23 protein-coding genes are annotated in these 22,638 nt (G+C 43.6%); 22 read left to right on the top strand and 1 reads right to left on the bottom strand.

The genetic code is table 11. The features are described 5' to 3' along the window. Positions 1-30: 30 nt before the first annotated feature. Positions 31-1,305, bottom strand: a complete 1,275-nt coding sequence (locus AB3N61_RS11445) for a hypothetical protein (protein ID WP_020770649.1) — start codon at positions 1,303-1,305, stop codon at positions 31-33. A gap of 579 nt (positions 1,306-1,884) precedes the next feature. Here AB3N61_RS11445 and AB3N61_RS11440 point away from each other — a divergent pair. From AB3N61_RS11440 to AB3N61_RS11335, 22 genes are all read left to right on the top strand, one after another. Beyond that, on the top strand, positions 1,885-2,736 hold the full coding sequence (locus AB3N61_RS11440; RefSeq protein WP_367897620.1) for a hypothetical protein: 852 nt from the start codon (positions 1,885-1,887) through the stop codon (positions 2,734-2,736). Between the two features lie 109 nt (positions 2,737-2,845). Further along, positions 2,846-4,027, top strand: a complete 1,182-nt coding sequence (locus AB3N61_RS11435) for an MFS transporter (protein ID WP_036090446.1) — start codon at positions 2,846-2,848, stop codon at positions 4,025-4,027. A gap of 40 nt (positions 4,028-4,067) precedes the next feature. Continuing rightward, the gene (gene dapA / locus AB3N61_RS11430) at positions 4,068-4,952 is read left to right on the top strand and encodes a 4-hydroxy-tetrahydrodipicolinate synthase (RefSeq protein WP_367897619.1); all 885 of its coding nucleotides are present in this window, start codon (positions 4,068-4,070) and stop codon (positions 4,950-4,952) included. A 55-nt stretch (positions 4,953-5,007) separates the two neighbouring features. Continuing rightward, positions 5,008-5,769 (top strand): 4-hydroxy-tetrahydrodipicolinate reductase, encoded by a 762-nt coding sequence (gene dapB, locus AB3N61_RS11425; protein ID WP_052005235.1) that lies wholly within the window; start codon positions 5,008-5,010, stop codon positions 5,767-5,769. Positions 5,770-5,781: 12 nt separating this feature from the next. Beyond that, positions 5,782-6,621 carry a diadenylate cyclase CdaA gene (cdaA, locus tag AB3N61_RS11420; RefSeq protein WP_020770781.1) on the top strand — a complete coding sequence of 280 codons (840 nt, stop codon included), beginning with the start codon at positions 5,782-5,784 and terminating at the stop codon, positions 6,619-6,621. Beyond that, the gene (locus tag AB3N61_RS11415; protein WP_020770691.1) at positions 6,614-7,678 is read left to right on the top strand and encodes a hypothetical protein; all 1,065 of its coding nucleotides are present in this window, start codon (positions 6,614-6,616) and stop codon (positions 7,676-7,678) included. The genes cdaA and AB3N61_RS11415 overlap by 8 nt, the downstream gene beginning before the upstream one ends. Beyond that, positions 7,675-8,055 (top strand): holo-ACP synthase, encoded by a 381-nt coding sequence (acpS, locus tag AB3N61_RS11410; protein WP_020770763.1) that lies wholly within the window; start codon positions 7,675-7,677, stop codon positions 8,053-8,055. The genes AB3N61_RS11415 and acpS overlap by 4 nt, the downstream gene beginning before the upstream one ends. 6 nt (positions 8,056-8,061) lie before the next feature. Further along, positions 8,062-8,283, top strand: a complete 222-nt coding sequence (locus tag AB3N61_RS11405) for a tetratricopeptide repeat protein (protein WP_020770751.1) — start codon at positions 8,062-8,064, stop codon at positions 8,281-8,283. A gap of 9 nt (positions 8,284-8,292) precedes the next feature. Next, a complete protein-coding gene (locus AB3N61_RS11400) occupies positions 8,293-8,676 on the top strand; it encodes a bactofilin family protein (protein ID WP_020770824.1) in 384 nt (127 codons plus the stop codon). 22 nt (positions 8,677-8,698) lie between these two features. After that, the gene (locus tag AB3N61_RS11395) at positions 8,699-8,959 is read left to right on the top strand and encodes a hypothetical protein (RefSeq protein WP_024864096.1); all 261 of its coding nucleotides are present in this window, start codon (positions 8,699-8,701) and stop codon (positions 8,957-8,959) included. Between the two features lie 7 nt (positions 8,960-8,966). Then, positions 8,967-9,836: a 30S ribosomal protein S2 gene (gene rpsB, locus AB3N61_RS11390; RefSeq protein WP_020770855.1), complete on the top strand. Its 870-nt coding sequence runs from the start codon at positions 8,967-8,969 to the stop codon at positions 9,834-9,836. A gap of 11 nt (positions 9,837-9,847) precedes the next feature. Next, positions 9,848-10,447, top strand: coding sequence for a translation elongation factor Ts (gene tsf / locus AB3N61_RS11385; RefSeq protein WP_020770773.1), 600 nt, complete (start codon positions 9,848-9,850; stop codon positions 10,445-10,447). Positions 10,448-10,450: 3 nt separating this feature from the next. Then, on the top strand, positions 10,451-11,203 hold the full coding sequence (gene pyrH, locus AB3N61_RS11380; RefSeq protein WP_020770666.1) for a UMP kinase: 753 nt from the start codon (positions 10,451-10,453) through the stop codon (positions 11,201-11,203). Then, positions 11,193-11,747 (top strand): ribosome recycling factor, encoded by a 555-nt coding sequence (frr, locus tag AB3N61_RS11375; protein WP_020770650.1) that lies wholly within the window; start codon positions 11,193-11,195, stop codon positions 11,745-11,747. The genes pyrH and frr overlap by 11 nt, the downstream gene beginning before the upstream one ends. A 2-nt stretch (positions 11,748-11,749) precedes the next feature. Beyond that, entirely contained in the window at positions 11,750-12,475 is a 726-nt protein-coding gene (locus AB3N61_RS11370) for an isoprenyl transferase (protein WP_020770882.1), read from the top strand. Beyond that, entirely contained in the window at positions 12,468-13,382 is a 915-nt protein-coding gene (locus tag AB3N61_RS11365; protein WP_020770618.1) for a phosphatidate cytidylyltransferase, read from the top strand. Before AB3N61_RS11370 ends, AB3N61_RS11365 begins: the two co-directional genes overlap by 8 nt. Positions 13,383-13,389: 7 nt before the next feature. Then, positions 13,390-14,559: a 1-deoxy-D-xylulose-5-phosphate reductoisomerase gene (gene dxr / locus AB3N61_RS11360; RefSeq protein ID WP_020770838.1), complete on the top strand. Its 1,170-nt coding sequence runs from the start codon at positions 13,390-13,392 to the stop codon at positions 14,557-14,559. Beyond that, positions 14,553-16,244, top strand: a complete 1,692-nt coding sequence (locus AB3N61_RS11355) for a site-2 protease family protein (RefSeq protein WP_020770713.1) — start codon at positions 14,553-14,555, stop codon at positions 16,242-16,244. The genes dxr and AB3N61_RS11355 overlap by 7 nt, the downstream gene beginning before the upstream one ends. A gap of 9 nt (positions 16,245-16,253) precedes the next feature. Then, positions 16,254-17,990 (top strand): proline--tRNA ligase, encoded by a 1,737-nt coding sequence (locus AB3N61_RS11350; protein ID WP_367897618.1) that lies wholly within the window; start codon positions 16,254-16,256, stop codon positions 17,988-17,990. A gap of 17 nt (positions 17,991-18,007) precedes the next feature. Then, positions 18,008-19,222, top strand: coding sequence for a tryptophan synthase subunit beta (gene trpB, locus AB3N61_RS11345; protein WP_020770597.1), 1,215 nt, complete (start codon positions 18,008-18,010; stop codon positions 19,220-19,222). Beyond that, the gene (trpA, locus tag AB3N61_RS11340) at positions 19,219-20,025 is read left to right on the top strand and encodes a tryptophan synthase subunit alpha (RefSeq protein WP_020770814.1); all 807 of its coding nucleotides are present in this window, start codon (positions 19,219-19,221) and stop codon (positions 20,023-20,025) included. The genes trpB and trpA overlap by 4 nt, the downstream gene beginning before the upstream one ends. A gap of 284 nt (positions 20,026-20,309) precedes the next feature. Then, on the top strand, positions 20,310-22,637 hold the full coding sequence (locus tag AB3N61_RS11335; protein ID WP_367897617.1) for a CHASE2 domain-containing protein: 2,328 nt from the start codon (positions 20,310-20,312) through the stop codon (positions 22,635-22,637). The last annotated feature ends 1 nt before the right edge of the window (position 22,638 follow it).

The following is a 22,638-nucleotide window of genomic DNA, read 5'->3' as shown; positions in this document are numbered from 1 at the left end:
CCGAAACCGAGCGGGAAACACTTCGAACTCTTAAACGAATATCCCGATGACCCAGGAAATAAACTGGCCGAACAGAGTGTCCGTCAGGAATTTTTTCAAGTCAATCGGATTACGATTTAAGGAATCGTAATACCAAGCGGTGTATTCGCTCACTTGCGGGATGGAATAACCGTATCTGGAATTGATCGCTTTGATCAATTCGTTCGCAAAGACTGCATGACCGTACATATTCGGATGGACACCGTCCAAACCGAAAATTCCCGGCTGGCCGGGGAGAGGCCAGTTTGCCTTTGCATAGCCCGGACTATAACCGGAAGGACTTTTGATCAAACGACCGTTCTCTTTCAGATCATCGAAAAGGACTTTAAGATCCGCTAATGCAAATCCCATAGCGACAGCCTGAGCCTTCACCTCGTTGTTTATGGAAGTTAAGAAATTCGTAATAGTATTCACTTCATTCTTATCTAAAACTTGAGAAGGATCGGAAACTGAAGAACGGAAGAAGGCCTTAAGACCGGAGTAGTTCGTTCTACCTTGAGGATCGTTATAGTTTTCCAAAAATGCGATAGAGGTCACATTCGGTACGGTGAACAGTACTCCACCTTTAATGGATCCGATCGCAGCCATTTTGGACATAGTGGAACGGATATCTCGGAGAAATCTTGCTTGGTCCAAGCAGTCCGTAGAAGTGCTCAACGCAGTACAAAGTACATGATTTGCAGCCGCCGTCCCGAATAAGAAGCTAGGTTTTACGGCCTGCATAACTTGCATCTGAGTCCCGGAACTTCTTAAACCGAATTGATGGAATTTATCCGGAGATTGACAATCCGGAACTTGGACCCAACGATAGGTATACCAATACCAAGTAGCCCAGTACCATTCCTTGGCCCATGTCGTTGCGTTAATGTTCTCACACTTACCGGAAGTTTGCAGAACCGTAGTGTAATCCGCACCGGTGATCCCTGCATGTGTCGGAAGTCCAACAGTTGATCCGTTCCCTCCGATAATGGAAGCAGCGATGCAGAATACCCCACAATCACCTTTGAGCACGTCTTCGAAATTCAAATAGGGCCCATTTAACACGTTATACGAAACGTTCGAGCCGGCTTGTTTGGAAACTAAAACCGGATAAGCCCAGTTTTGAGTTTTTTCTTCTACGGTTGCGCCATAAAAACCCTGGCTTAAGGAGTCGCCGATTACTCCGGGTCTGGAAAACATCTGCACTTGGCTTTGTGCCGAAAGCGTAGAAGCCCCCACGATTAGGAAAATCCCGCTTAGGATTTTCCGAAAGTTTCGAATGTTCATTTTTAAATTAACTCCACTCTCTATTGAAGGAGATTTCTATATTCTCTTCGAGCCAAAGCATATAAGGTGGAGTTATGAAGTCAATTTCCAAATGGAAAATATTTTTTTCTATATTGAACATTCGTAATATTACAAAGTGACAGCTTTGAGCGAACGGTGTTAGTAGTTAATGTTTGATATATAATTAAATTTTTATAATATATTCTTGTATCCCTCGTATAAGTGATTCGATGGCAGGCTATATGATCGTAAACACTGTTCGTTCCATGGATCTGCTACTTAAGGGCTCGAGCAGGCGCCTCTTTTGTGTATACTTTTACTTCGGTTTGCAGTGTATCCCCAAACGACTAAGAGTGTGGCCCTTCGCAGTGCAGTTAGTCGAAAGTGTTGTAGAATATCGGAAGATTGTATTGGAAGGTCCACGGTGATGCCTTGTCCTAAGAAATTGTCCACATTACAAAAAGTGATCAGCTGTTTATCGTGCTGTCGTTTTTGCGGTTTTTTATTGCCAGAACATCCAAATAATGGATTGAACCGATCTTGTTTTCGCCTAAGATCATATTTAAAAAGAAATAAATTATGTTTAAACTGTCCCGGATCGTCTTATTGCTTTTTTTATTTCAAATCGATTGTTTAACCGTGTCCTTAAATCGAAGGATAGAAAGAGTCGATTATGATCCTATTCAATTCAAGAACATATTAGGGTTATATAAAGATAAAGAATCCGAGCTTTATGTGAAGTTTTTGGGAAAAAATGAAGATGCTTTGGAAAAGGAATTTTATCTAAAAATCCCAAATTCCAATTCTTTAATTTCTCAGGAAGATTTTGCCAAAGGAATATTCGAAGTGTGTACGGATTGTTCTCTTATTAAATCTTCGGTCCATAAATTCCGAGAAGGTCAAATCCCTTTATTGTTCGGCGATATTATTATAGATATGGCGAATACTGCTATTAGAAAAAATTTATACGAAGTTGGAGTAAATATTTTAAGTGAAGAGGTTACATTTAAAGATATTGAATCGGCGAAATGGGATGGAGGTTCTTTTCTTCTTTTGCAAAAGTCGGATGGCAAAAAGATCGTTTTGATGGATTGTGGAAATGAGTTTTGTCGACCATTCCAGCATGATGAGTATTTTCTAAAGGACTGGAAAATTCCCATCCCTTTGACTAAATGGGCTCCAAAAAACGGAGTTCGGGTCCGGATTGGAGCTACAGCCAATTACGTTTGGATGGAGGCGGATGAAAAATTAAAAAATCGTGAAAACAATAAAATAACGGCGGTAATTCCCGATCGTATAGAACGAAAAGATCCTGCAAAACCTTTCTTTTATATACTGTATCCTTTTACATATTTAGGAGATATACTGCTAACCCCGATCTATACGATTGCATTAATCATCGCTGGACCAAGTTACGGCGGGAAGAGATAAATTTTTAAAAACTTCTATTGTTCCTATATGAATTCCGCGGTCTCGATACGAACCGAAATCTTGCGAATTCCGCTTGCCGGGGGAGTTGATCTTTCTCAAGATCCTTACCGTGATACTTTTCTATTATCTCTCTTCTATCCTGGGTCTACTTGCGGGAAATATGTTCAATTACACCGCCATAATCCTTTCCCAAAGTATATCGGATTCGGATACGTTTTCGGCTTACGTATTCTTCTTCGTATGTTTTCCCCTGCTGTTTTTGAGTTTCACTGCGGGGAGATTATTGGATAAGTATTCCAGGAAATGGTTACTTGCAGCGGCTCAGATCTCAATGGCCTGCGGTTCCGGATTTGCCGCTTTGGCCTTACATTTAGGTTGGATCTCTCCCGGAAAACCGTATCTTCTTTTAGTATCTTCGGTGCTTTCCGGGATCGGGCTTTCTTTTGTGATGCCCGGAAGATTTGCGATCCTCGGTGATCTATTAGAACATTCTAAAATAGGAAAACACAGTGTTTGGTTGAACACTCTTGTACTTTTCGGATACGGACTTGCGCCTTTGGTGGCCGGATATTTTAAGGAATACTTCTCCTTTAAATATGTTTTTATGGGAATTGGTTCCGCTTATATTCTGAGTGTTTTCTTTTTGGTATTGATCCCGGTACAGATGAGAGAAAGAGGTCACACTGTTTCCGGCCCGGGGATCTCGGAACTAGTTGCTTATTTAAAAAAATCCACTCTGGTTTCTCAATTCCTTTTACTTATGGGCGCAGTTGTCCTGTTAGTCGGTCCCGTCCAGGTACTTCTTCCTAAATATGCTAAAGAAATATTAGGATTAAGTGAAGGAGCAAGGGGCGCATTACTTTCTTCTCTTGGAATCGGGCTTGTGATCGGAGGAGGAGTTACGTTTCTTCTTCATGGTTTAAAAAAGAAGGGGCATATTCTTTTTGGATCGGCCCTTTTCAGTTGTTTACTTTTTTCTTTGGTTCCTTTTCTTGCCGACAGTTTGGTGTTGACCGTAATATGTTTTTTCTTGTTCGGCTTTGTGACCGGAGTGATCATCACGCTTATCCCGGCTGGGATCCAACAAAATACGGAAAATCATATCAGAGGTCGGATCCTCTCTTTATATAGCCTGGTTTTTCTCTTGGTTCCTGCATTCTCCGGAATTTTGTCCGGATTTTTCTCGGACCGGATCGGAATTCCTTCCACATTCGTATGGTCCGGGTTTTTGGAAATGGGTGTATTAATCTATCTTAGCTGGAGAATGGATCAGGTAAGGAGTCATTATTAAACGGTTGCCAAATCGTCCAGGGATCAGGAATTTATATATTATGTTTCAAGGCGTATTTACTGCCATTATTACCCCATTTAGGAACGGGAAAATAGATTATGATTCCTATTTTTCGCTTTTGGACAAACAGATCCAAGCGAGGGTAAGCGGGGTTGTGCCATGCGGTACCACCGGCGAATCTCCCACTCTTTCCCATGAAGAACACGCGGAACTGATCCGCGAAACCGTGAAACATGTCAAAAAGCGGATTTTGGTCGTGGCCGGTACAGGTTCCAACTCCACCAGAGAGGCTGTGGAACTGACAGAGGCAGCCTGCAAGGACGGAGTCGACGGTATACTCCAAGTGAATCCGTATTACAATAAACCTACTCAAGAGGGTTTATTCCTTCATTTTAAAGAGGTCGCGGATCATTCTTCCGTGCCTGTGATGTTGTACAATATTCCCGGTCGGACTTCCGTGAATTTATTGCCGGAAACCGTTCTTCGTTTATCGGAACACCCTAAGATCAGATCTATGAAAGAAGCTACGGGGGACCTGGGACAGATGTCCAAGCTCATTTCTCTGGTTGGGGACAAGATGACTGTTCTTTCCGGAGACGATAATTTGACTTTGCCTCTTCTCTCCTTAGGTGGAAGGGGCGTGGTTTCCGTGATCTCGAATCTATTTCCTGAAAGTTTGGTGAAGCTTGTCGAATCTTTCCAAACAGGAGACTTGGCAGGCGCTCAAAAAATCCATTATGATTTCTTGGAATTATTCGCGTTGGCGTTCATCGAGACCAATCCTATTCCGATTAAAGCAGCGATGAGCTGGAACGGATTCTGCTCGGCTGAGATCCGTCTTCCGCTGACTTCTTTGAGTGCAGGTCCCGGCGCGGATCGTTTGAAAAAAATAGTTTCCGACCTTTTAGCGAAAGGTTATAAATAAGGTATTCGATTTGGCCCGCAAGAATCGTGTCGCAGTCATTGGCGCTTCCGGCAGAATGGGGAAGGCTATTATCCAAGTGCTTTCCCAATCGAAAATTTCGGAACTTTCCGCTGCGGTAGTAGGTAAAGGTTCCGTTTATTTGGGTTTGGATTCCGGTTTACATTCCGGACTCAAACAAAATGAAATTTTGTTTTCTGACGATCTTTCCAAATCCGTCGCCGAATCGGATACGGTGATCGATTTTTCTATCCGGGAAGTATTACCCGAAGTTCTATCTATCTGCAAGGAATCCAAAAAACCCGTTGTTGTAGGTACTACAGGTCTTGCGGATTCTCATAAGGAATTGTTAAAAGAAACTTCTAAAATAATTCCGATCGTGTATTCTCCCAATATGTCGATCGGTGTGAATTTACTTTTTAAACTGACCGAAATTGCAGCGAAAGTGATGGGGGACCTGGCGGATATAGAGATCCAAGATATCCATCATCGTCATAAAAAAGACGCACCTTCCGGAACTGCGGAAAAACTCAAAGCAATCCTTTTGGAGACTCTTTCCAGGACGGAGTCGAATATTGTACACGGTCGCCATGGAATTCTTCCGGAAAGGGACCCTAAAGAAATCGGGATCCATACTCTTCGAGCGGGAGAGGTAGTGGGAGATCATACCGTCTATTTTTTTACTCCGGAAGAAAGAGTGGAAATTTCGCATAAAGCCCAGGATAGAAAAACTTTTGCAGTCGGCTCGGTAAAAGCCGCCGAATTTTTGATCGGAAGAGAAAAGGGCCTTTATGATATGTTTTCCGTATTAGGGTTATAAAGGGTTCTTGGAATGGATTTTTTAAAAAACATCAGTTTATTCCAAAGTGATAAGTTCGGGATCGTGATGATCCTGGATATCCTGATCGTTAGTTTTTTAATTTATCAATTTTATTCCACCCTTCGTAGAACAAGAGGGGTGCAGCTTCTTTTGGGGATCGGTTTTATTTGGGTGCTCGGGATCTTCGCCCAAACTTTGAACTTTGAACTTTTGGATTGGATCATAGATAATATCCGTCCGGCGCTTGTGTTTGCGATCATAGTACTTCTGCAGCCGGAACTTCGCAAGATCACGGGTGATATGGCGAGGCTAAGATTATTCCGTCCTTTCCTTTTGAAAACCGTAACCGATCTGGACGAGATCGTAGAAGCGGCAAAGATCATGGCTAAGAATAAAACAGGTTCTCTCATTGCGATCGTTCGAGAACATAGTCTCAAGGATATCGCGGAGCAAGCAGTCCAACTGGATGCGATTCTTTCCACGAGTCTGCTCCTTACCATATTCAAAAAAAATACTGCACTTCACGATGGAGCAGTCATCATTGAGCAGAACCGTATCGCATGCGCGGGAGCATTCTTACCGATGGCCCAAAATTTGGACGATGCTCGTATGGGAGCAAGACATAGGGCGGCCCTAGGGATCGCGGAAGAATCGGATGCCGTTGTAGTCGTCACTTCGGAAGAAACCGGAGAGATTTCAGTATGTTATGACGGGGAAATGATCCATCCGGTCAAACCGATCGAATTAAAAAATCTTTTGAACACTATTCTTCATGAAAAGAAATCAGGACCGGGAAATCCGAATTCCGATAAAAGGTTAGAATCGGAAGAAGCAGGGGACTCGAATGATTAAGGCCCTTCTGAACAATTGGCAGGCAAAATTAGGCTCTATCATTCTTGCCACATTATTCTATATTAATTTACAAAATTCTAAAATTCTTGTAAGAGAAGTAAACATCAAGATTGAATATCCTAAATTAAGTAACGGATTGATCATCGCCAAGGGGTCGGATACTACTTTTCCGGTTAAAGTGGAAGGGGTGCGGGATTACGTAAACTTCTACACTCCTTCCTTGAAGGCTTACATTTCTCCGGCGGATCTTCATCCCGGGGAAAATATTGTAAACGTGGTCCGATTTGGAGGAACAACTCCAGGATTAAGGATCTCTAAAATTCCGGGAAAGGAGAAGGTCCGGATCATTGTCGAGTCCAATGTCAGCAGGACACTGGTGCTTGAGCCAAGATTCCAAGGAGATCCGCCTAAGGATTATATCAAATCTTCTCATTTCGTTTCTCCCACTAGCCTAGTCGTTGTAGGTAATCCATCCGAGTTCGATAAAGTAGGTAGGGTAGCCGCTCTGCCTGCTATCTCTTTGAAGGATAAAACGAAAACATTCACTCAGAAATTTAAGGTACCGGATCTTCCTGCGGGATTAAAATACAGGGACAATATAAGAGAAGTTTCCGTAACGGTGAATATTGTAGCGGATTCTTCCACTCCGGGAGAGAGTATTGTTTTAGGAGTTCCCGTAAAATGCCAGAACCTGGATAAAAATCTGGAAGCGGAATTTTCCGAACAGGAAGTTTCAGTAAAATTACAATCGAAAACTCCGCTACGAAGTATCCAGATCATCAAGGGTCTAAATGCGAGTGTGTTCTGTTCCCATAAATACGATCCCAAAACAAAAAAGATACTGCCCGATAGCAAACCGGTGGTTGCAAAGATCCGTTTGGAAAAAGCACCTAGTTTAAAATCCGTCGAGATCCAGGGAGTTTTTCCCGATCGAATTTCCATTTTGTATAGAGTCCGCCCGGATATCGGTCAGGATGGAACCGGAAGCGAAGAAGGGGGAGACGGAAACTCGGATCCGGGCTCGGAAGAACCTCTGCCGGAGCCTGAGGAAGAATGAAGATCACAGTAGGGAATGATATAGTAGAAAATTCCAGGATCAGGGACTTACTCAATAAACACGGCGAAAGATTTTTGAAAAGAGTGTTTTCCGAAACCGAGATCGCATACTGCTCAGGAAGGAAGGATCCTGTACCACATCTTAGTGGAAGATTTTGTGTAAAAGAAGCATTTATCAAGGCGATAGAGCCGGGACACAAGGTCCTTCTTGACATGAGAGAAATCGAACTTTTCGGGAAGGAATTCGGAAAAAAAGAATTGGTACTTCACGGAAAATCGAAAGAATTGTTCCTCGAGAAAGGTTATAGTGGTGTTTCCGTATCCATCAGCCATGCGGAAAATTATTCCACTGCAATTGTCGTTCTCTATAAGGAGTGAGCTATAATGATCACCGAGTCTTTTAAACAAACTCTGAAATTGTACGACGAAGGTCTCGCATTGTACAAGAATAGAAAGTTCAAGGAAGCTTGGGAATTGTTCAAAAAAGCAGTAGAGATCACTCCAAACGACGGACCATCTAAAAAATATATAGGACGCTGCGAAGCATTTATAGCGAATCCTCCTCCGGAAGATTGGGATGGGGTTTTCGAGATGAAAACGAAATAATCTGGTATCATGTCAAAAAAAGCCGCAACTGCATCCAAACCAAGCCGCACTGTAACCGAATTCGGGACTATCTCCACTGTTTTAGGAAGAGGCACGCATTTCTCTGGCATTCTGAATTTCAAAAAACCGTTGGAGATCTCCGGTGAGTTCCAAGGAGAAATAGAATCCGAAGGATTTCTATTAGTCAGCGAGGGAGCCAAGGTCAAAGCCAATATCAAAGCCGGTACAGTAATCGTCGGAGGAGAGATCACAGGAAATGTGATCGCTACCCAGCGCTTGGAAATGCTTCCAAGCGGAAAAGTAAACGGAAACATTAAGACTGCCAAACTGCAGATCGCAGACGGCGTGATCTTCGAAGGCAACTGCGAGATGATCCTTCCTAATAAGGATTGACCCCTAGGTCCAACCTGGAACATTGGTATCTGCTAGCCCGAAACGACCTATGGACGGCGGAAAAGCGGCCAAAATCGCATTAGCCATCTTTTTAGGAACCTTGGCCGGAGCCGTAGTCGGAGTAATCATCGACAACGTTTTTGGGGTCCATATCCTCTCCGTCTACCTCTTACAAGAACCGGTTCGGCTGGAACTTTACGTAATTAAAGTCGAAGCACAAGTTACCCCTGCAAGTCTTTTGGGACTTGTGGCGACATTGTTCTTCGTACTAAAAAAGGGGTAAACAACTCATGTCAGTAATTTCCATGAAGAATTTACTGGAAACCGGAGTACACTTCGGTCACCAGACAAGAAAATGGAATCCGAAAATGGCTCCCTATGTCTTCACTGCAAGAAACGGGATCCATATCATCGACCTTCAAAAAACCGTTCAAAAAGCGAAAGAAGCTTATGACGCATTGAAGAAGGTTACTTCCGAAGGAAAAAAAGTCCTATTCGTAGGAACGAAAAAACAAGCGAGAGGAGCGATCGAAAGAGAAGCACTCCGTTGTAGTATGTTCTTCATTAATAACCGTTGGCCGGGCGGACTTTTAACCAACTGGAATACCGTAAAAAAATCCATCGCTCGTTTGAAAAAACTAGAGGGAATGGAAACGGATAACACCTTCGAAAAAGAAGTAAAAACTAAAAAAGAAGTATTATCTCTTCGCAGAGAGTTGGATAAACTCCGCAAAACTTTGGGTGGGATCAAGGACATGACCAGCATTCCTGAAGTTCTTTTCGTGATCGATCCTAAAAAGGAAGAGATCGCCGTAAAAGAAGCTCGTAAACTTGGTCTAAAAATTTTCGCAGTGGTGGATACCAACTGTGATCCTGAATTGATCGACTATCCGATTCCAGGTAACGACGACGCAATCCGTGCGATCTCCTTATTCCTCGAAACCATGTCTAACGCGGTAATCGAAGGGACCGGAGGAGTTGTGGAGCAGCCTCGCTTCAGCGAAGATCTGGATTCGGAAGCGCTTGCTCTGGAATACCAAGGTGAGTACGACGAAAGTGGTAAGTTCATCATGGACGAGGATCCGGTTACTCCTAAAAAAGAAGAATCGGCTCCAGCAGCGGAAGTTACTACCACTATTGAAATCGATAAAGGCGAGTAAGAGGGAAGATCATGTCAGCATCTACTACCGACCTTATTAAGGAACTGAGAGACCGCACCGGTGCGGGATTGATGGATTGTAAAAAAGCTCTTCAAGAGAACAATAACGATCTAGATAAATCTGCAGATTGGTTGCGTGAAAAAGGGATCGCTAAGGCTTCTAAAAAAGCGGGACGTGTGACCAAAGAAGGAAGAAATATTTCCTATATCCACGGAGACGGAAAGATCGGAGTCCTTTTAGAATTAAACTCCGAGACCGACTTCGTTGCACGTAACGAGGCTTTTGAAGCGCTCGGAAAAGAGATCTGTCTGCAAATTGCGGCAATGTCTCCATTATACGTGAGCGAAGAACAAGTCCCTGCGGAAGATATTGAACGCGAAAAGAAGGTGATCGAAGCACAACTTAAGGAAGAAGGTAAAAAACCTGAACAGATCGAAAAGATCGTTCCGGGAAAGATCAAAAAATACTTCTCCGAAGTTTGTCTTTTGAACCAAGCGTTCATCAAGGATAATAACAAGACGGTTGATGATCTGGTTAAGGAAGCAATCGCGAAGTTCGGTGAGAATATCACTGTTGCCCGCTTTACTCGTTACCAGGTTGGCGGCCTCTAAACCTTGTCTCAGGAAACTTCTAAGTATAAAAGAATTTTGATTAAACTCTCCGGCGAGGCACTTGCCGGAGAGGGAGAATTCGGGATCGATAGCAATAAGGCCCATTCTCTTGCGGAAGAGATCAAAGAAGTTCATTCATTAGGAGTTGAGATCGCTCTGGTTGTCGGTGGGGGAAACCTGATCCGCGGAGCGAGTCTTGCTAAGATGGGAATGGACCAAGCCACCGCAGATTATATGGGGATGCTTGCCACCATCCAAAACGCATTGGCTCTACAAGATGCCTGCGAGAAAAAGGGACTCTACACAAGGGTTCAATCCGCAATCGATATCCATTCCATCGCAGAAAGTTATATCCGCCGAAGAGCGGTCCGACACTTGGAAAAGAAAAGGATCGTGATATTTGCAGGCGGGATCGGTAACCCTTACTTTACCACTGATACCGCGGCAAGTTTAAGAGCGGTAGAAGTTGGATGCGAAGTCATCCTAAAAGCCACCAAGGTGGACGGTGTGTACGAAGCGGATCCAAAAAAAGATCCTAGCGCAAAAAGATATACTCATATCTCCTTTATGGAATCCATCAAACGTAGACTGAAGGTTATGGATTCTACCGCCCTCAGCCTCTGCATGGAAAACAATATGTCGATAATCGTATTTGACATTTTTAAACGGGGCAATTTAAAAGATTTGGTTCTTGGGGACAAAAAAATAGGTACCCTAATTTCCAACTCGGAGGATATTCGGATCGATGGCGAATGAAGAATTAATCAACGCAATGAAATCCAAGATGGATAAGACCGTGGAACTCCTAAAAAAGGACTTTGCGGGAGTCCGGACTGGAAGGGCCAATCCGGCATTGATCGAAGATCTGAGAGTGGAATATTACGGAACTCCTACTCCGATCAATCAATTGGGAAATATCTCCGCTCCGGAGCCAAGGCTTCTAGTGGTTTCTCCTTATGATAAGGGAATCATGAAAGATATCGAAAAGGCGATCCAAGCTTCGGGACTAGGCTTACAACCTACGAACGACGGGGTAGTCATTCGTATTATCATTCCGGAACTGACAGGGGAAAGACGTAAAGAATTGGCAAAAGTGGTGAAATCCAAATCGGAAGAAAAAAAGGTCGCTATCAGGAACATCCGCAGGGATGCGATGGAAGATCTTAAAAAACATTCCGAAGGAATTTCCCAGGACGAATTAAAAACTCTGCAAGACCAGGTGCAAAAAATTACGGATTCTTACATTGACAAATTATCCGCAATTACCGCCGAAAAAGAGAAGGAAATCACTACGGTCTAAGTTTGGCTTCTTCCCAAAAAAAAATTCCCCGTCACGTTGCCGTCATCATGGATGGGAACGGAAGATGGGCGACATCTAAGGGACTCTCCAGGTCCGAAGGACATAGGGCAGGGGCGGACGCGATCGATCGTCTTATGGACTCTAGTCTTTCCTTAGGTTTAGAGGTAGTTTCCTTATACGCATTTTCTACCGAAAACTGGAAGCGTCCGATCACTGAGATCCGATCCATATTTAATCTATTGGTGGAATTTATAGATTCTCGTTTGGACAAGATCCACGCCAAGGGAATTAGGATATTACATTCCGGTTCTAAAAAAAAGCTTAGTTCCTTAGTTTTATCTAAAATCGATCATGCGGCAGAAATTACCCGCAAAAACCGAAAATTAACTGTGAACTTTTGTTTAAATTACGGGTCTCAAGAAGAGATTTTAAATGCATTTTCCAGATTAGTGGAAGAAAGAAAGAAGAAGTCCATCTCTATCCAAAAACCGATCAGCATAAAAGAACTCGAAAAATATTTGTATACGTACCCCCTTCCGGCGGTAGATTTATTGATTAGAACCGCCGGGGAAAGGAGATTATCCAATTTCCTTCTATGGCAATCCGCTTATGCGGAGCTTTTTTTTACGGAAAATCTTTGGCCTGATTTCGGAGACAAGGATCTGAGAGAGGCGCTGGATTGGTTCCGGGGAAGGACCCGAAAATTCGGAGGTTTAGAGAATGGGTGAAACTACAAAAAGGATCCTTTCTGCGGCTGTGCTCGTAGCCCTCTACCTGTTCATGATCTTTTACAGGGATTTTTATTATTTACAAACGTTGGCGATACTTCTCATCGGGGGAGTGATAGGTCTGACTGAATTTTACAGGCTTTCCGATCGAGGCCAGGACGGAAGACCTTTCAAGGGGACCGGGATATTCTTCTTTATTATAATATTATTGATTTATTATTTTAGATTTGTAGCCTCCCAGAATAAATTCGAGCCGCCAATTTTCTTTCAAACACATTTTAAATTGTTTGTGCCTAGTTTCGATGCGGTCATATTCTCTTTCGTATTACTTTTCCTATTCAGTTTCCTTCTCCAAATTTTGAGAAGACCATTGGATGGCGCCATCTTCTCCGTTAGTTCCACGATCTTGGGAGTTGTTTATGCTGCGATCCCACTCGGACATTTACTTCTTCTATTGGGAATGAACGAAGGGATCTATTATGTATTCTTAGTATCCGTTGCGACATTCTTAACGGATGTAGGCGGATATTTCGGCGGGCGTTGGTTCGGTAGAAATCCTGCAGGACTTGCCATTTCCCCTAAAAAAACCTGGGAAGGATACGTTTCCGGGATCATAGTGGCAATGATCTCTGTATTCGTTCTGAACATACTTTGGGAGAGAAGCACCGGAGTCGCTCCTTTAGTTTCCGGAGCGGAAGTATTCCTAATTTCTTTAATTTTGTCTTTGGTGGGAGTCGTAGGAGATCTATTGGAATCCGCTATGAAACGGGATGCTAAAGTAAAGGACTCCGGGAATTTGATCCCGGGCCATGGTGGTATTTTGGACAGAGCGGATGCTTTACTTTTGACCGTCCCTATCCTTTATTTTTATCTCCAGATAAAGCTCGCCCTGGGATTTCCGGTCTAATAACAATATGAGAAGAGGCGTCTCTATACTGGGTGCCTCCGGATCGGTAGGAGAGTCTACTCTCAAAATACTCCGCCAATTTCCGGAAGAGTTTCGGTTAACTTCCTTTAGCGTTCATTCCAATTTGCAAAAAGCGGAACAGGTCGCGAAGGAATTTCAACCGGATATTCTATGTATCAGTTCCGAAACCGCGGACCGCAGCGTGCTAGGAAATAAGATCGGAAATACGAAAGTATTGTACGGATCCAAAAGTTTGGAAGAGATCGTTTCTGCTCCGGAAATAGAGACCGTCGTTACTGCAGTCGTAGGTGCAAGCGGGATACGTCCTACTGTTGCCGCAATCAAAGCTGGTAAAAAGATCGGGATCGCAAACAAGGAGACTCTGGTAAGCTGCGGACCCTATATCAAAAGTTTATTAGAAAAATCTAAATCATATCTGGTCCCTGTGGACTCGGAACATAATGCACTCTTCCAACTTTTGGAAAATATGAAGAAGGATTCACTGGAGAGGATCGTTTTGACCGCTTCCGGAGGCCCTTTTCGTAAACTTCCGATCGAAGATCTTCCGAAAGTAACCATTGAACAGGCTTTAAAACATCCTACTTGGAATATGGGTCCTAAGATCACGATAGATTCCGCAGGAATGATCAATAAGGGATTGGAAGTCATCGAGGCTCATTTTCTTTTCGGATTCTCTTATGATAAGATAGGTGTGGTCATTCATCCCCAAAGTGTGGCTCACGGTCTTGTAGAGTCGAAGGATGGAGCAAGTTTTGTGTACGCTTCTTATCCCGATATGATCTTTCCTGTGGCGCATTCATTATTTTATCCTAATGTAGTCCCTGAAGTTTTAAGAGCCCATCCTGCCACTTCTTGGGGTAATCTGGAATTTTCGGAACCGGATTTGGAAAGATATCCGGGGTTGGCTTTGGCATACGAGGTAGGAAAGGCAGGCGGAATATCTCCTTCGATTTTTAATGCAGCGAACGAAGTGGCTGTGGAATTATTCTTACAGGGTAAAATTCTTTTTACCGAGATCCCGACTCTGATCCGCAACGTTTTGGAAAAAATTCCAAATTCGTTTCCCGGTGATTTGGAAGGATACGAAGAAGCGGATAGAAAGGCAAGAGAGTTGGCCTTCCATTTCTCTAAAGATAAGGTAGTGCATTTATGTTAGCAGATATTTTAGGCATCGTTTTCATGTTGGCCCTTTGTATTTTTATCCATGAGTTGGGACATCTCATCATGGGTTGGGTCGTGGGGGTGAAGGCCAGGATCTTCTCCATCGGTTACGGAAAAGGGATTTGGAAAAAGAAAATCGGTGAGACCACTTTCCAAGTCACCGGTATTCCGTTAGGCGGTTATGTTTTATTCAAGGGAGACGAGAGTGGAGCATTAAAAGGGGAGAAAGGAGAATTTTTATCCACTCCTCCGTTAAAAAGAATGATCCCGGTTTTCGGTGGACCGTTATTCAATTTGATCCTCGGTTTTTTTATCATCTTCGGTTTGTATGCCATCGGCTATGCTCCTACCGGGACTAAAATTTATATAGAGCCGGCAGTGTACGAATATTCTTCCGGATACCAAGCAGGTTTAAGAACCGGAGATAAGATCATCTCCGTAAACGGGACCAAAACGGAATCCAAATACGAATTATTATCGGAACTTGGACTTGCCCGAGGAAAAGATATCCAACTCAAAGTAGAAAGAGATGGAAAAGAATTGGAATTTCATTTTGCAGATCCTCAGATCGGAGTAGACTTTGCAGGAGAAAGGCTCGTACAAGTGGACTTCGCTTACGGATCCATGCTGAGTCATTGGTTCTTGAAAAAACTTTCTTTCTTGGATCCAAACGGAGAAGCGGCAGAATATAGAAAAGAGAGAGAAAGAAAAGCCGCTTTAGATCCGAAACTTTCTCCCAGAGAACTCGCCCTGCATGAAGCCAGGTTGAACAAGGAAGCGATCGAATCTAGGGCCTTAGACTATCTGAACGATGGGGACAGGATCTTGTCCGTAAACGGAATAGAAGTGCATACTGTTCCGGAACTGCAACGTACTCTTGGAAAATTCCAAAATGAAAAAGTAAAATTAGAAGTAGACCGTAAGACGTATCCGCTACTCAATCCATGGACTCGAGAAAAAGCGGAAGTGGAGATGACACCTCTTGCCGCGTTCGTTGTGGAGCTAAAAGATGTCCGAGATAGAAAATATCCCGAGATTCCGATTAGCACGATTAGCCTCAGAAGCCATGACCCCGAGATCAAACTGAAACTTTTAAGTTTGAAAATGGACGGTAAAGCTTTTGCGGATCTGGAAGATTTTAAGAGAACTGTCCAGGCTAAAATCGGTAAAAGAGTGCAGTTGGAAGTCCAAGGCCAAGTTTGGGATGCCACCCTAGGATTTTATCAAATCGGTCTTTTAGGTTTCACAGCTAAGATGCATGTGAAAGAGGAAAGTATGGATCGAAAACTTTCCTTCGGAGAGGCATTTTTACAATCCGGCAAAGACGTGGGGAAAATGATCAGCGATAACCTAAGAGGACTCGGGATGATCTTTTCCGGACGATTGAAGGTAAAGGATAGCGTTTCCGGTCCGGTGGGACTTGCCAAAGTCTCCGTTCAATTCTTAGAAGACGGTTTTTATTCTTACTTTCAGTTCGTGGCATTTATTTCGATCGCTTTAATGATAATGAATTTACTTCCGATTCCTGTGGCCGACGGTGGACATATCGTTTTTTTCACATACGAGGCGATCGCCGGTAGACCTCTACCGATGGCTGTTCAAGAACAAGTTTTGAGATTGGGATTCTTCTTCCTTTTATCCTTGGGCCTCTATGTGACTTATCACGATTTCTTAAGATAATCGAGAGTCATGAGAGCATCTAAATATTTAGTACCTACGGAAAAAGAAAATCCTTCGGACGCGGTAGTCGCTTCCCATAGGCTAATGATACGTGCCGGCCTGGTCCGAAAATCAGGTTCAGGATTTTACTTTTTTCTGCCATTAGGACTTAGGATCCTAAAAAAAATAGAAAATATTGTCCGCGAAGAGATGGACGCAACCGGTGCATTGGAATTCGAACTTCCGATCATGACTCCTTCCGAGTTTTGGGAACAATCCGGGAGATGGAGCGCCATGGGACCGGAAATGATGCGAGTCAAAGACCGTCATGACCAATGGTACGCGCTCGGTCCCACTCATGAGGAATCCTTTTCCTATTTGGTTAAACCTCTTTTGAAATCATACAAGGATCTGCCGATCAATGTGTATCAGATCCATACTAAGTTTCGAGACGAGATCCGTCCTAGGTTCGGAGTGATCCGTTCCAGAGAGTTTATTATGAAAGATGCATATTCTTTCCATCTGGACGAAGCCTCTTTGGAAACCACTTATCAAGATATGAGAACCGCGTATCGTACAATTTTCCAACGTTGCGGTTTGAAGACGATCCCTGTGCAAGCGGATTCGGGGACCATGGGCGGTTCCGCTTCCGAGGAATTTATGGTGGTTTCTCCGATCGGAGAAGAGACACTTCTTCTTTGCAGCGACTGCGGTTATAACTCCAATAGCGAAAAAACCCCTTTTATTGCCAAAGCGGAAGATTCTCCCAAAGGTCCTAAAGACAAAAAAGAGGTCGCGACTCCGGGGAAAAAATCCATCGAAGATGTAGCCGCTTTTTTAAACGTTCGCCCTCAAGATACGATCAAAGCGGTCGCTTTCCAAAACGGAAAAGAGAAACTCTTGGTATTCCTACGCGGAGATCTTGAACTGAATGAGCACAAACTTAAGTCTTATTTAAAATGGTCCGAACTGGACATGATCCCGGAACCTGAATTAAAAAATTTGAATTTAGTTCCCGGATTTATCGGGCCTTCCGACGTAGGCGCCGGATTTAAGGTGATTTTGGATACTTCTATCCAAAAAGACGGAGCGTATGTGGTCGGTGGAGGAAAAGAAGACTTCCATATCCAAGGATATGTTCCTTCTTCCGAGATCAAGATCCAATACGAGACGGCGGATGTGGCTCTCGCAAGAGAAGGGGACCCTTGCCCTACCTGTGCAAAGACCTTAAAGGCGGAAAAAGGCATCGAGGTCGGTCATATCTTCAAACTGGGAGATAAATATACCAAGTCTTTCCAGATCCAGGTTCTAGACCAACAAGGTAAGGCAAAAACGCTAACCATGGGATGTTACGGTATAGGTGTGAACCGTACTATGGCCACAGTTATCGAACAATGTAACGATGATAAGGGGATCTACTGGCCTATCAGTATTGCTCCTTTTGAGATCGGTCTTGTGACCCTCACAAAAGGTGCAGAGCAGGATGCAAAAGCATTAGAATTTTATGAAAATCTAAAGAACGAGGGATTCGAGGTTTTCTGGGACGAAAGAGACCTGGGACCGGGTTTTAAGTTCAAGGATTCGGAATTGATCGGTTTCCCGATCCGTATTACTGTCGGTAAAAAGTTTTTCGAGTCCGGAGAAATTTCCATCTATAATCGTAAATACGATAAGGATGAGACTTTCCAATTTACGGATTTCGACGATCTGAACACCAGAGTGGAAAACCTACGTCAGGAATTATACCAGGAGTTGTTGGGAGATTAATCCCTTCAAATACTGTCATGGCTAAAGAACGCAGCTTCACGGAAAAAGAAGGATACTTCGGAGATTTTGGCGGAAGATATTCCCCTGAGATATTGACCGAAGCCCTGATCGAGTTGGAAGATACTTACAATAAACTCCGTAAGGATAAAAAATTCCAAAAGGATCTGGAGTTTTACAGAAGGAATTATATCGGAAGACCTTCTCCTCTTACCTATGCGGAGAAGTTGACCAAGGCTTGGGGTGGAGCTAAAATTTGGCTCAAGCGCGAGGACTTAAACCATACAGGCGCTCATAAGATCAATAATACTATCGGCCAGGCGCTGATCGCAAAGGCAATGGGCAAACGTAGGATCATCGCAGAAACCGGAGCGGGTCAACACGGTGTGGCAACTGCGACTGTAGGTGCATTATTCGAATTTGAGACCGCCATCTTTATGGGAGAAGAGGACCTTCGTCGCCAAAAACTGAATGCGATCCGTATGCAGATGCTTGGTGCAAAAGTGATCGGAGTTTCGTCCGGGACTGCAACCTTAAAGGACGCTACTTCCGAAGCGATGAGAGATTGGGCATTAAATGTTTCTAATACTCATTATATCGTGGGTTCGGTGATCGGGCCTCATCCTTTTCCGACAATAGTCAGGGATTTCCAAAAAGTGGTGGGAGAAGAGTCCAAAAAGCAGTTCAAAAAAGAAAACGATAAACTCCCGGATGCGGTTGTCGCTTGTGTAGGCGGCGGATCCAATGCAATAGGAATGTTTTACGGATTCTTAAATGATAAAAAAGTAAAACTCTACGGTGTGGAAGCCGGCGGAAGAGGCTCTTCTCCCGGAGAACATTCCGCTACGATGCTTTTCGGCAAGACGGGATTTTTACACGGGACCAAGACACTAGTCATCCAAGACGACGGAGGACAGGTAGTTCCGGCTCATTCCGTTTCCGCCGGATTGGATTATCCCGGAGTGGGGCCTGAACATGCTCATCTTCATTCTACCGGAAGAGTGAAATACGAAACCGTTTCCGACCAAGGAGCCTTGGACGCATTTATGGAAGTCTGCAGGGTAGAAGGTATCATTCCTGCATTAGAAACCGCTCATGCTTTCCGATTTGCCAAGGACCTTGCAAAAGAACTTGGAAAGAAAAAAGATATTCTGATCTGTCTTTCCGGAAGGGGAGACAAGGATGTTGCAGAAGTAGCGAGACTTGTTGGTCTTATGCAAGGAGATTCGATTTGAGCGCGATTAAGAGCGTTTTTTCAGATTCCAAAAGCGCATTCATTCCGTATATTTCTCTCGGTGATCCGAACTACGATCTATGTGTGGATTGGGCGGACGCTCTTATCAGAGGTGGTGCGGATATTTTAGAACTTGGGATCCCATTCTCTGATCCTGTGGCGGACGGACCTGTGATCCAAAAGGCATTCAAACGTGCTCTTGCCAATCCGTTCTCCATGGATAAAATTTTGGAAACCACGGAAAAGATACATGCTTTACATCCGCATATTCCGCTGGTGTATTTAACGTATTTTAATCCGATCTTTCATTACGGTTTTGAAAAGTTTGCGGAAAAAGCAAAGATCGCTGGTATCCAAGGAATGATTATCCCTGATCTTCCTTATGATACCCCCGAAACCGACGAACTATTCAAATCCTTGAAAAGAAGAGGAGTGGATCTGATCCATCTAGTCACTCCAGCGACTCCATTGAATCGTATGAAGGGAATTCGTGATTTTGCTTCCGGATTTATCTATTATGTGACTTCCTATGGAGTGACCGGCGAAAGAAAATCCATTTCTTCGGATCTAGAAGATAGGATCAAAACAACTAAGGAAGTTTTTTCCCTTCCTGTGAGCGCAGGATTCGGGATATCGGCTCCGGACCAGGCGAAAGAAATTTCCCGGTATGCTGACGGGATCATCATAGGTTCCGCTGTACAAAGGATCATAGAAGAGAACGGGTCCAATCCTAGTCTTTGTAGAAAAAAACTGGAAGAGTATGCACAATCGATTTCCGGATCTTTGAGAGGAAAAAATTCCTAAAGCCGCAAAATTTCGTATAAAGCTCACAGAGCACACGAAGTTGAAAATGAATGAACTGATCTCGGTGTTCTCCATGCGAACCAATAAAAAATGACCTCCTCTTGTGTGAAGTAGAGTAGGCTGTATTATAGGAATTCTTTCGAAAAATCTGACTGAATTCCTCAGATCTATGTGAGAAACACCTCTAAGATTTCATCCTCCTAGTCGATATTTTCTTTCCAAATCTGGGAAGAAAATTGACGAAACCGTCCTGGTAGAGAGAATCTTCCGGATCGGAGGAAAGAATGAGCGAGTCCAAACCAGCCCAGAAATTTACCGTACTGGATATTATTTTCGGGGTTACTACAGCCCTCGGTATTCTGGCACATTTTTATTACGCGTTTTTTTCCGAAGCTGAGTATTCACTTCAACTTCTGCTATTAGGCGCACTTTTTTTATTTTCTTCTTCTTACTTCTTCTATAAGACGATTACTAAGGTTGCGAAGAATCCTCAGTTAATCGGAAGTCTTTGGTTAGCGATCCTCGTTTCCTTAGTTTGGTTCGATCTATACGTAGCATTTACTCCTGTCTCCGAGTTGGAAGAAAATTCCATCTCTTGGAGATTTAACGTTCTTCGTAACCAAACGGACGCAAGAGTGGAGAAGGAGTCGGACAAGGGAGATTTGGAACAGATCCAATTAAAACCCCCTGAAAAAGCGAGAAGGGACATCAATATCATAGGGATCACTACCAAAACCTTGGATCAACTAGGTGGCGTATGGCCTCTACCTTGGAAATATTACGCAAAGATAATAGATAAATTCGCTTCTTCTACCAACCATCTCATGTTCGACGTTTTCTTCCTGGACTATAAACCGGGACAGACGGATGAAATGGCAAAGGCTCTTTCCGGAAATCCAAGAGTTATGTTCGACTATCCTATGGAGACCAGCTTGGAATCCAAGAGCACGATCATCAATTTGGAAAAAAGGACGGAGATCCTACGCAAATTCAAATTAGAAAATGTAAAGGACGAGCAAACGGGACTTTCCTGGTTAAAATTCCCACAATCTCCGATCGAACCAATTGCGGAAAAATCCTCCGGTTTAGGTTTTGCGAATATTAAAAAAGACGAATCGGGTCTGAACCGTAAAATGCCGATCGTCGCCAAGATCCTGGGTTCGGGGCCGGGAAGACAAGACGAATATTATCCTTCTATCGATCTCGTTATCGCTTGTAATTATTACGGCGTCGACGTGCAAAAAGATGTAGAAGTGGTTATGGGCGAATATGTGAAGATCAAAAATATTCCCCAAAAGAATATCAGCTATTTCGACCGTAAGACCTTAAAAATGGTCACGGAAGATATTATGGCAAAGCCGAATGAAACTCGTGAGATCACTATCCCGATCGACGAGTATGGGCAGATGGAGATCAACTTCCCGGGAGGATTATATTCTTATAATACTACCGAATTCTTCGAAGTATCGGAAGGTTGGGATAACGAAACCGCTACTCAGGTAAACAATAATATCTTCCTAGTGGCGATGTTCTACGCTACAGGAAGAGGGGCCGCAAAAGATACCCACTTGTCTCCTTTCGGAGATATGTCCGGGATCGAACACCACGCTCACGCGATCAATACCATCCTGAACCAGGACTTTCTCTGGGACATGCCTCTTGCTGGGAATTTCCTGATCTTCTTCTCGATGGCGTTCGTTGTGGGACTTATCTTGCCTAGGATGAAAACCTCTTGGGGATTTTTGTTCATTATAGGGATCGCACTTCTATACAGCGTCATCACATTATACGATTTCTCCGAATTCAATATAGTTCATGTATTCCCATCCGTGGTAATTGAGCAGTTCTTTATATTCGTGGGGATCATCGTGTATAAGATCTTAACGGAAGAAGAAAACGTAAAATATATCCGCACCACATTCTCCAAATTCGTCTCCAAAGACGTTGTGGACGAACTTCTTAAGAATCCTGAAAATCTGAACTTGGGAGGATCTAAGAAAGACATCACCATTTTCTTCTCGGATATCCGCGGATTTACGACCATGTCCGAAAAAATGGGTCCGGAGGAACTGGTTCAATTCCTGAACCAATACCTTTCGGAAATGACCGAGATCATTATCGAGTTTAAGGGAACGATTGATAAATACATGGGGGATGCGATCATGGCTTTCTGGGGGGCTCCGGTTCCCCTCGAAGACCATGCTTACTATGCCTGCGCTGCTTCCATTGCACAAATGAGAAGACTCGCGGTCCTGAAGGAAGAATGGAAAGCTAGGGATCTTCCCGTTATGGACATCGGTATCGGATTAAATTCCGGTCCTGCTGTCGTGGGGAATATGGGAAGTTCCCACCGGATGGACTATACTTGTATGGGAGATACCATTAACTTGGGATCTCGTCTGGAAGGATCCAACAAGGAATATGCCACAAATATTATTATTTCGGAATATACATACGAAAAGGTCAAGGACCGCGTTATTGCCAGAGAACTGGATCTAGTCAAGGTAAAAGGTAAAACCAAACCTGTCCGGATCTATGAACTGATCGACTTAGTGAACGAAGAAGACTTAAAACTTCTGAGGAGACCTTTGCATTCGGTAGAGCAGTCCTGAT

This window comes from Leptospira sp. WS58.C1 (assembly GCF_040833995.1).
Classification (GTDB): Bacteria; Spirochaetota; Leptospiria; order Leptospirales; family Leptospiraceae; genus Leptospira_B; species Leptospira_B cinconiae.
Note: the sequence above shows the minus strand (reverse complement) of the source record. Positions and strands in the feature narration are given on the sequence as shown.

Coding starts and splice junctions, on each gene's coding strand:
- cdaA (WP_020770781.1), top strand. CDS start 5,782: ATGGATTTTTTAAAAAACATCAGTTTATTCCAAAGTGATAAGTTCGGG.
- dapB (WP_052005235.1), top strand. CDS start 5,008: ATGGGGAAGGCTATTATCCAAGTGCTTTCCCAATCGAAAATTTCGGAA.
- dxr (WP_020770838.1), top strand. CDS start 13,390: ATGAGAAGAGGCGTCTCTATACTGGGTGCCTCCGGATCGGTAGGAGAG.
- AB3N61_RS11445 (WP_020770649.1), bottom strand. CDS start 1,305: ATGAACATTCGAAACTTTCGGAAAATCCTAAGCGGGATTTTCCTAATC.
- AB3N61_RS11405 (WP_020770751.1), top strand. CDS start 8,062: ATGATCACCGAGTCTTTTAAACAAACTCTGAAATTGTACGACGAAGGT.
- AB3N61_RS11365 (WP_020770618.1), top strand. CDS start 12,468: ATGGGTGAAACTACAAAAAGGATCCTTTCTGCGGCTGTGCTCGTAGCC.
- AB3N61_RS11355 (WP_020770713.1), top strand. CDS start 14,553: ATGTTAGCAGATATTTTAGGCATCGTTTTCATGTTGGCCCTTTGTATT.
- trpB (WP_020770597.1), top strand. CDS start 18,008: ATGGCTAAAGAACGCAGCTTCACGGAAAAAGAAGGATACTTCGGAGAT.
- tsf (WP_020770773.1), top strand. CDS start 9,848: ATGTCAGCATCTACTACCGACCTTATTAAGGAACTGAGAGACCGCACC.
- AB3N61_RS11415 (WP_020770691.1), top strand. CDS start 6,614: ATGATTAAGGCCCTTCTGAACAATTGGCAGGCAAAATTAGGCTCTATC.
- frr (WP_020770650.1), top strand. CDS start 11,193: ATGGCGAATGAAGAATTAATCAACGCAATGAAATCCAAGATGGATAAG.
- AB3N61_RS11440 (WP_367897620.1), top strand. CDS start 1,885: ATGTTTAAACTGTCCCGGATCGTCTTATTGCTTTTTTTATTTCAAATC.
- AB3N61_RS11350 (WP_367897618.1), top strand. CDS start 16,254: ATGAGAGCATCTAAATATTTAGTACCTACGGAAAAAGAAAATCCTTCG.
- rpsB (WP_020770855.1), top strand. CDS start 8,967: ATGTCAGTAATTTCCATGAAGAATTTACTGGAAACCGGAGTACACTTC.
- AB3N61_RS11400 (WP_020770824.1), top strand. CDS start 8,293: ATGTCAAAAAAAGCCGCAACTGCATCCAAACCAAGCCGCACTGTAACC.
- acpS (WP_020770763.1), top strand. CDS start 7,675: ATGAAGATCACAGTAGGGAATGATATAGTAGAAAATTCCAGGATCAGG.
- dapA (WP_367897619.1), top strand. CDS start 4,068: ATGTTTCAAGGCGTATTTACTGCCATTATTACCCCATTTAGGAACGGG.
- AB3N61_RS11335 (WP_367897617.1), top strand. CDS start 20,310: ATGAGCGAGTCCAAACCAGCCCAGAAATTTACCGTACTGGATATTATT.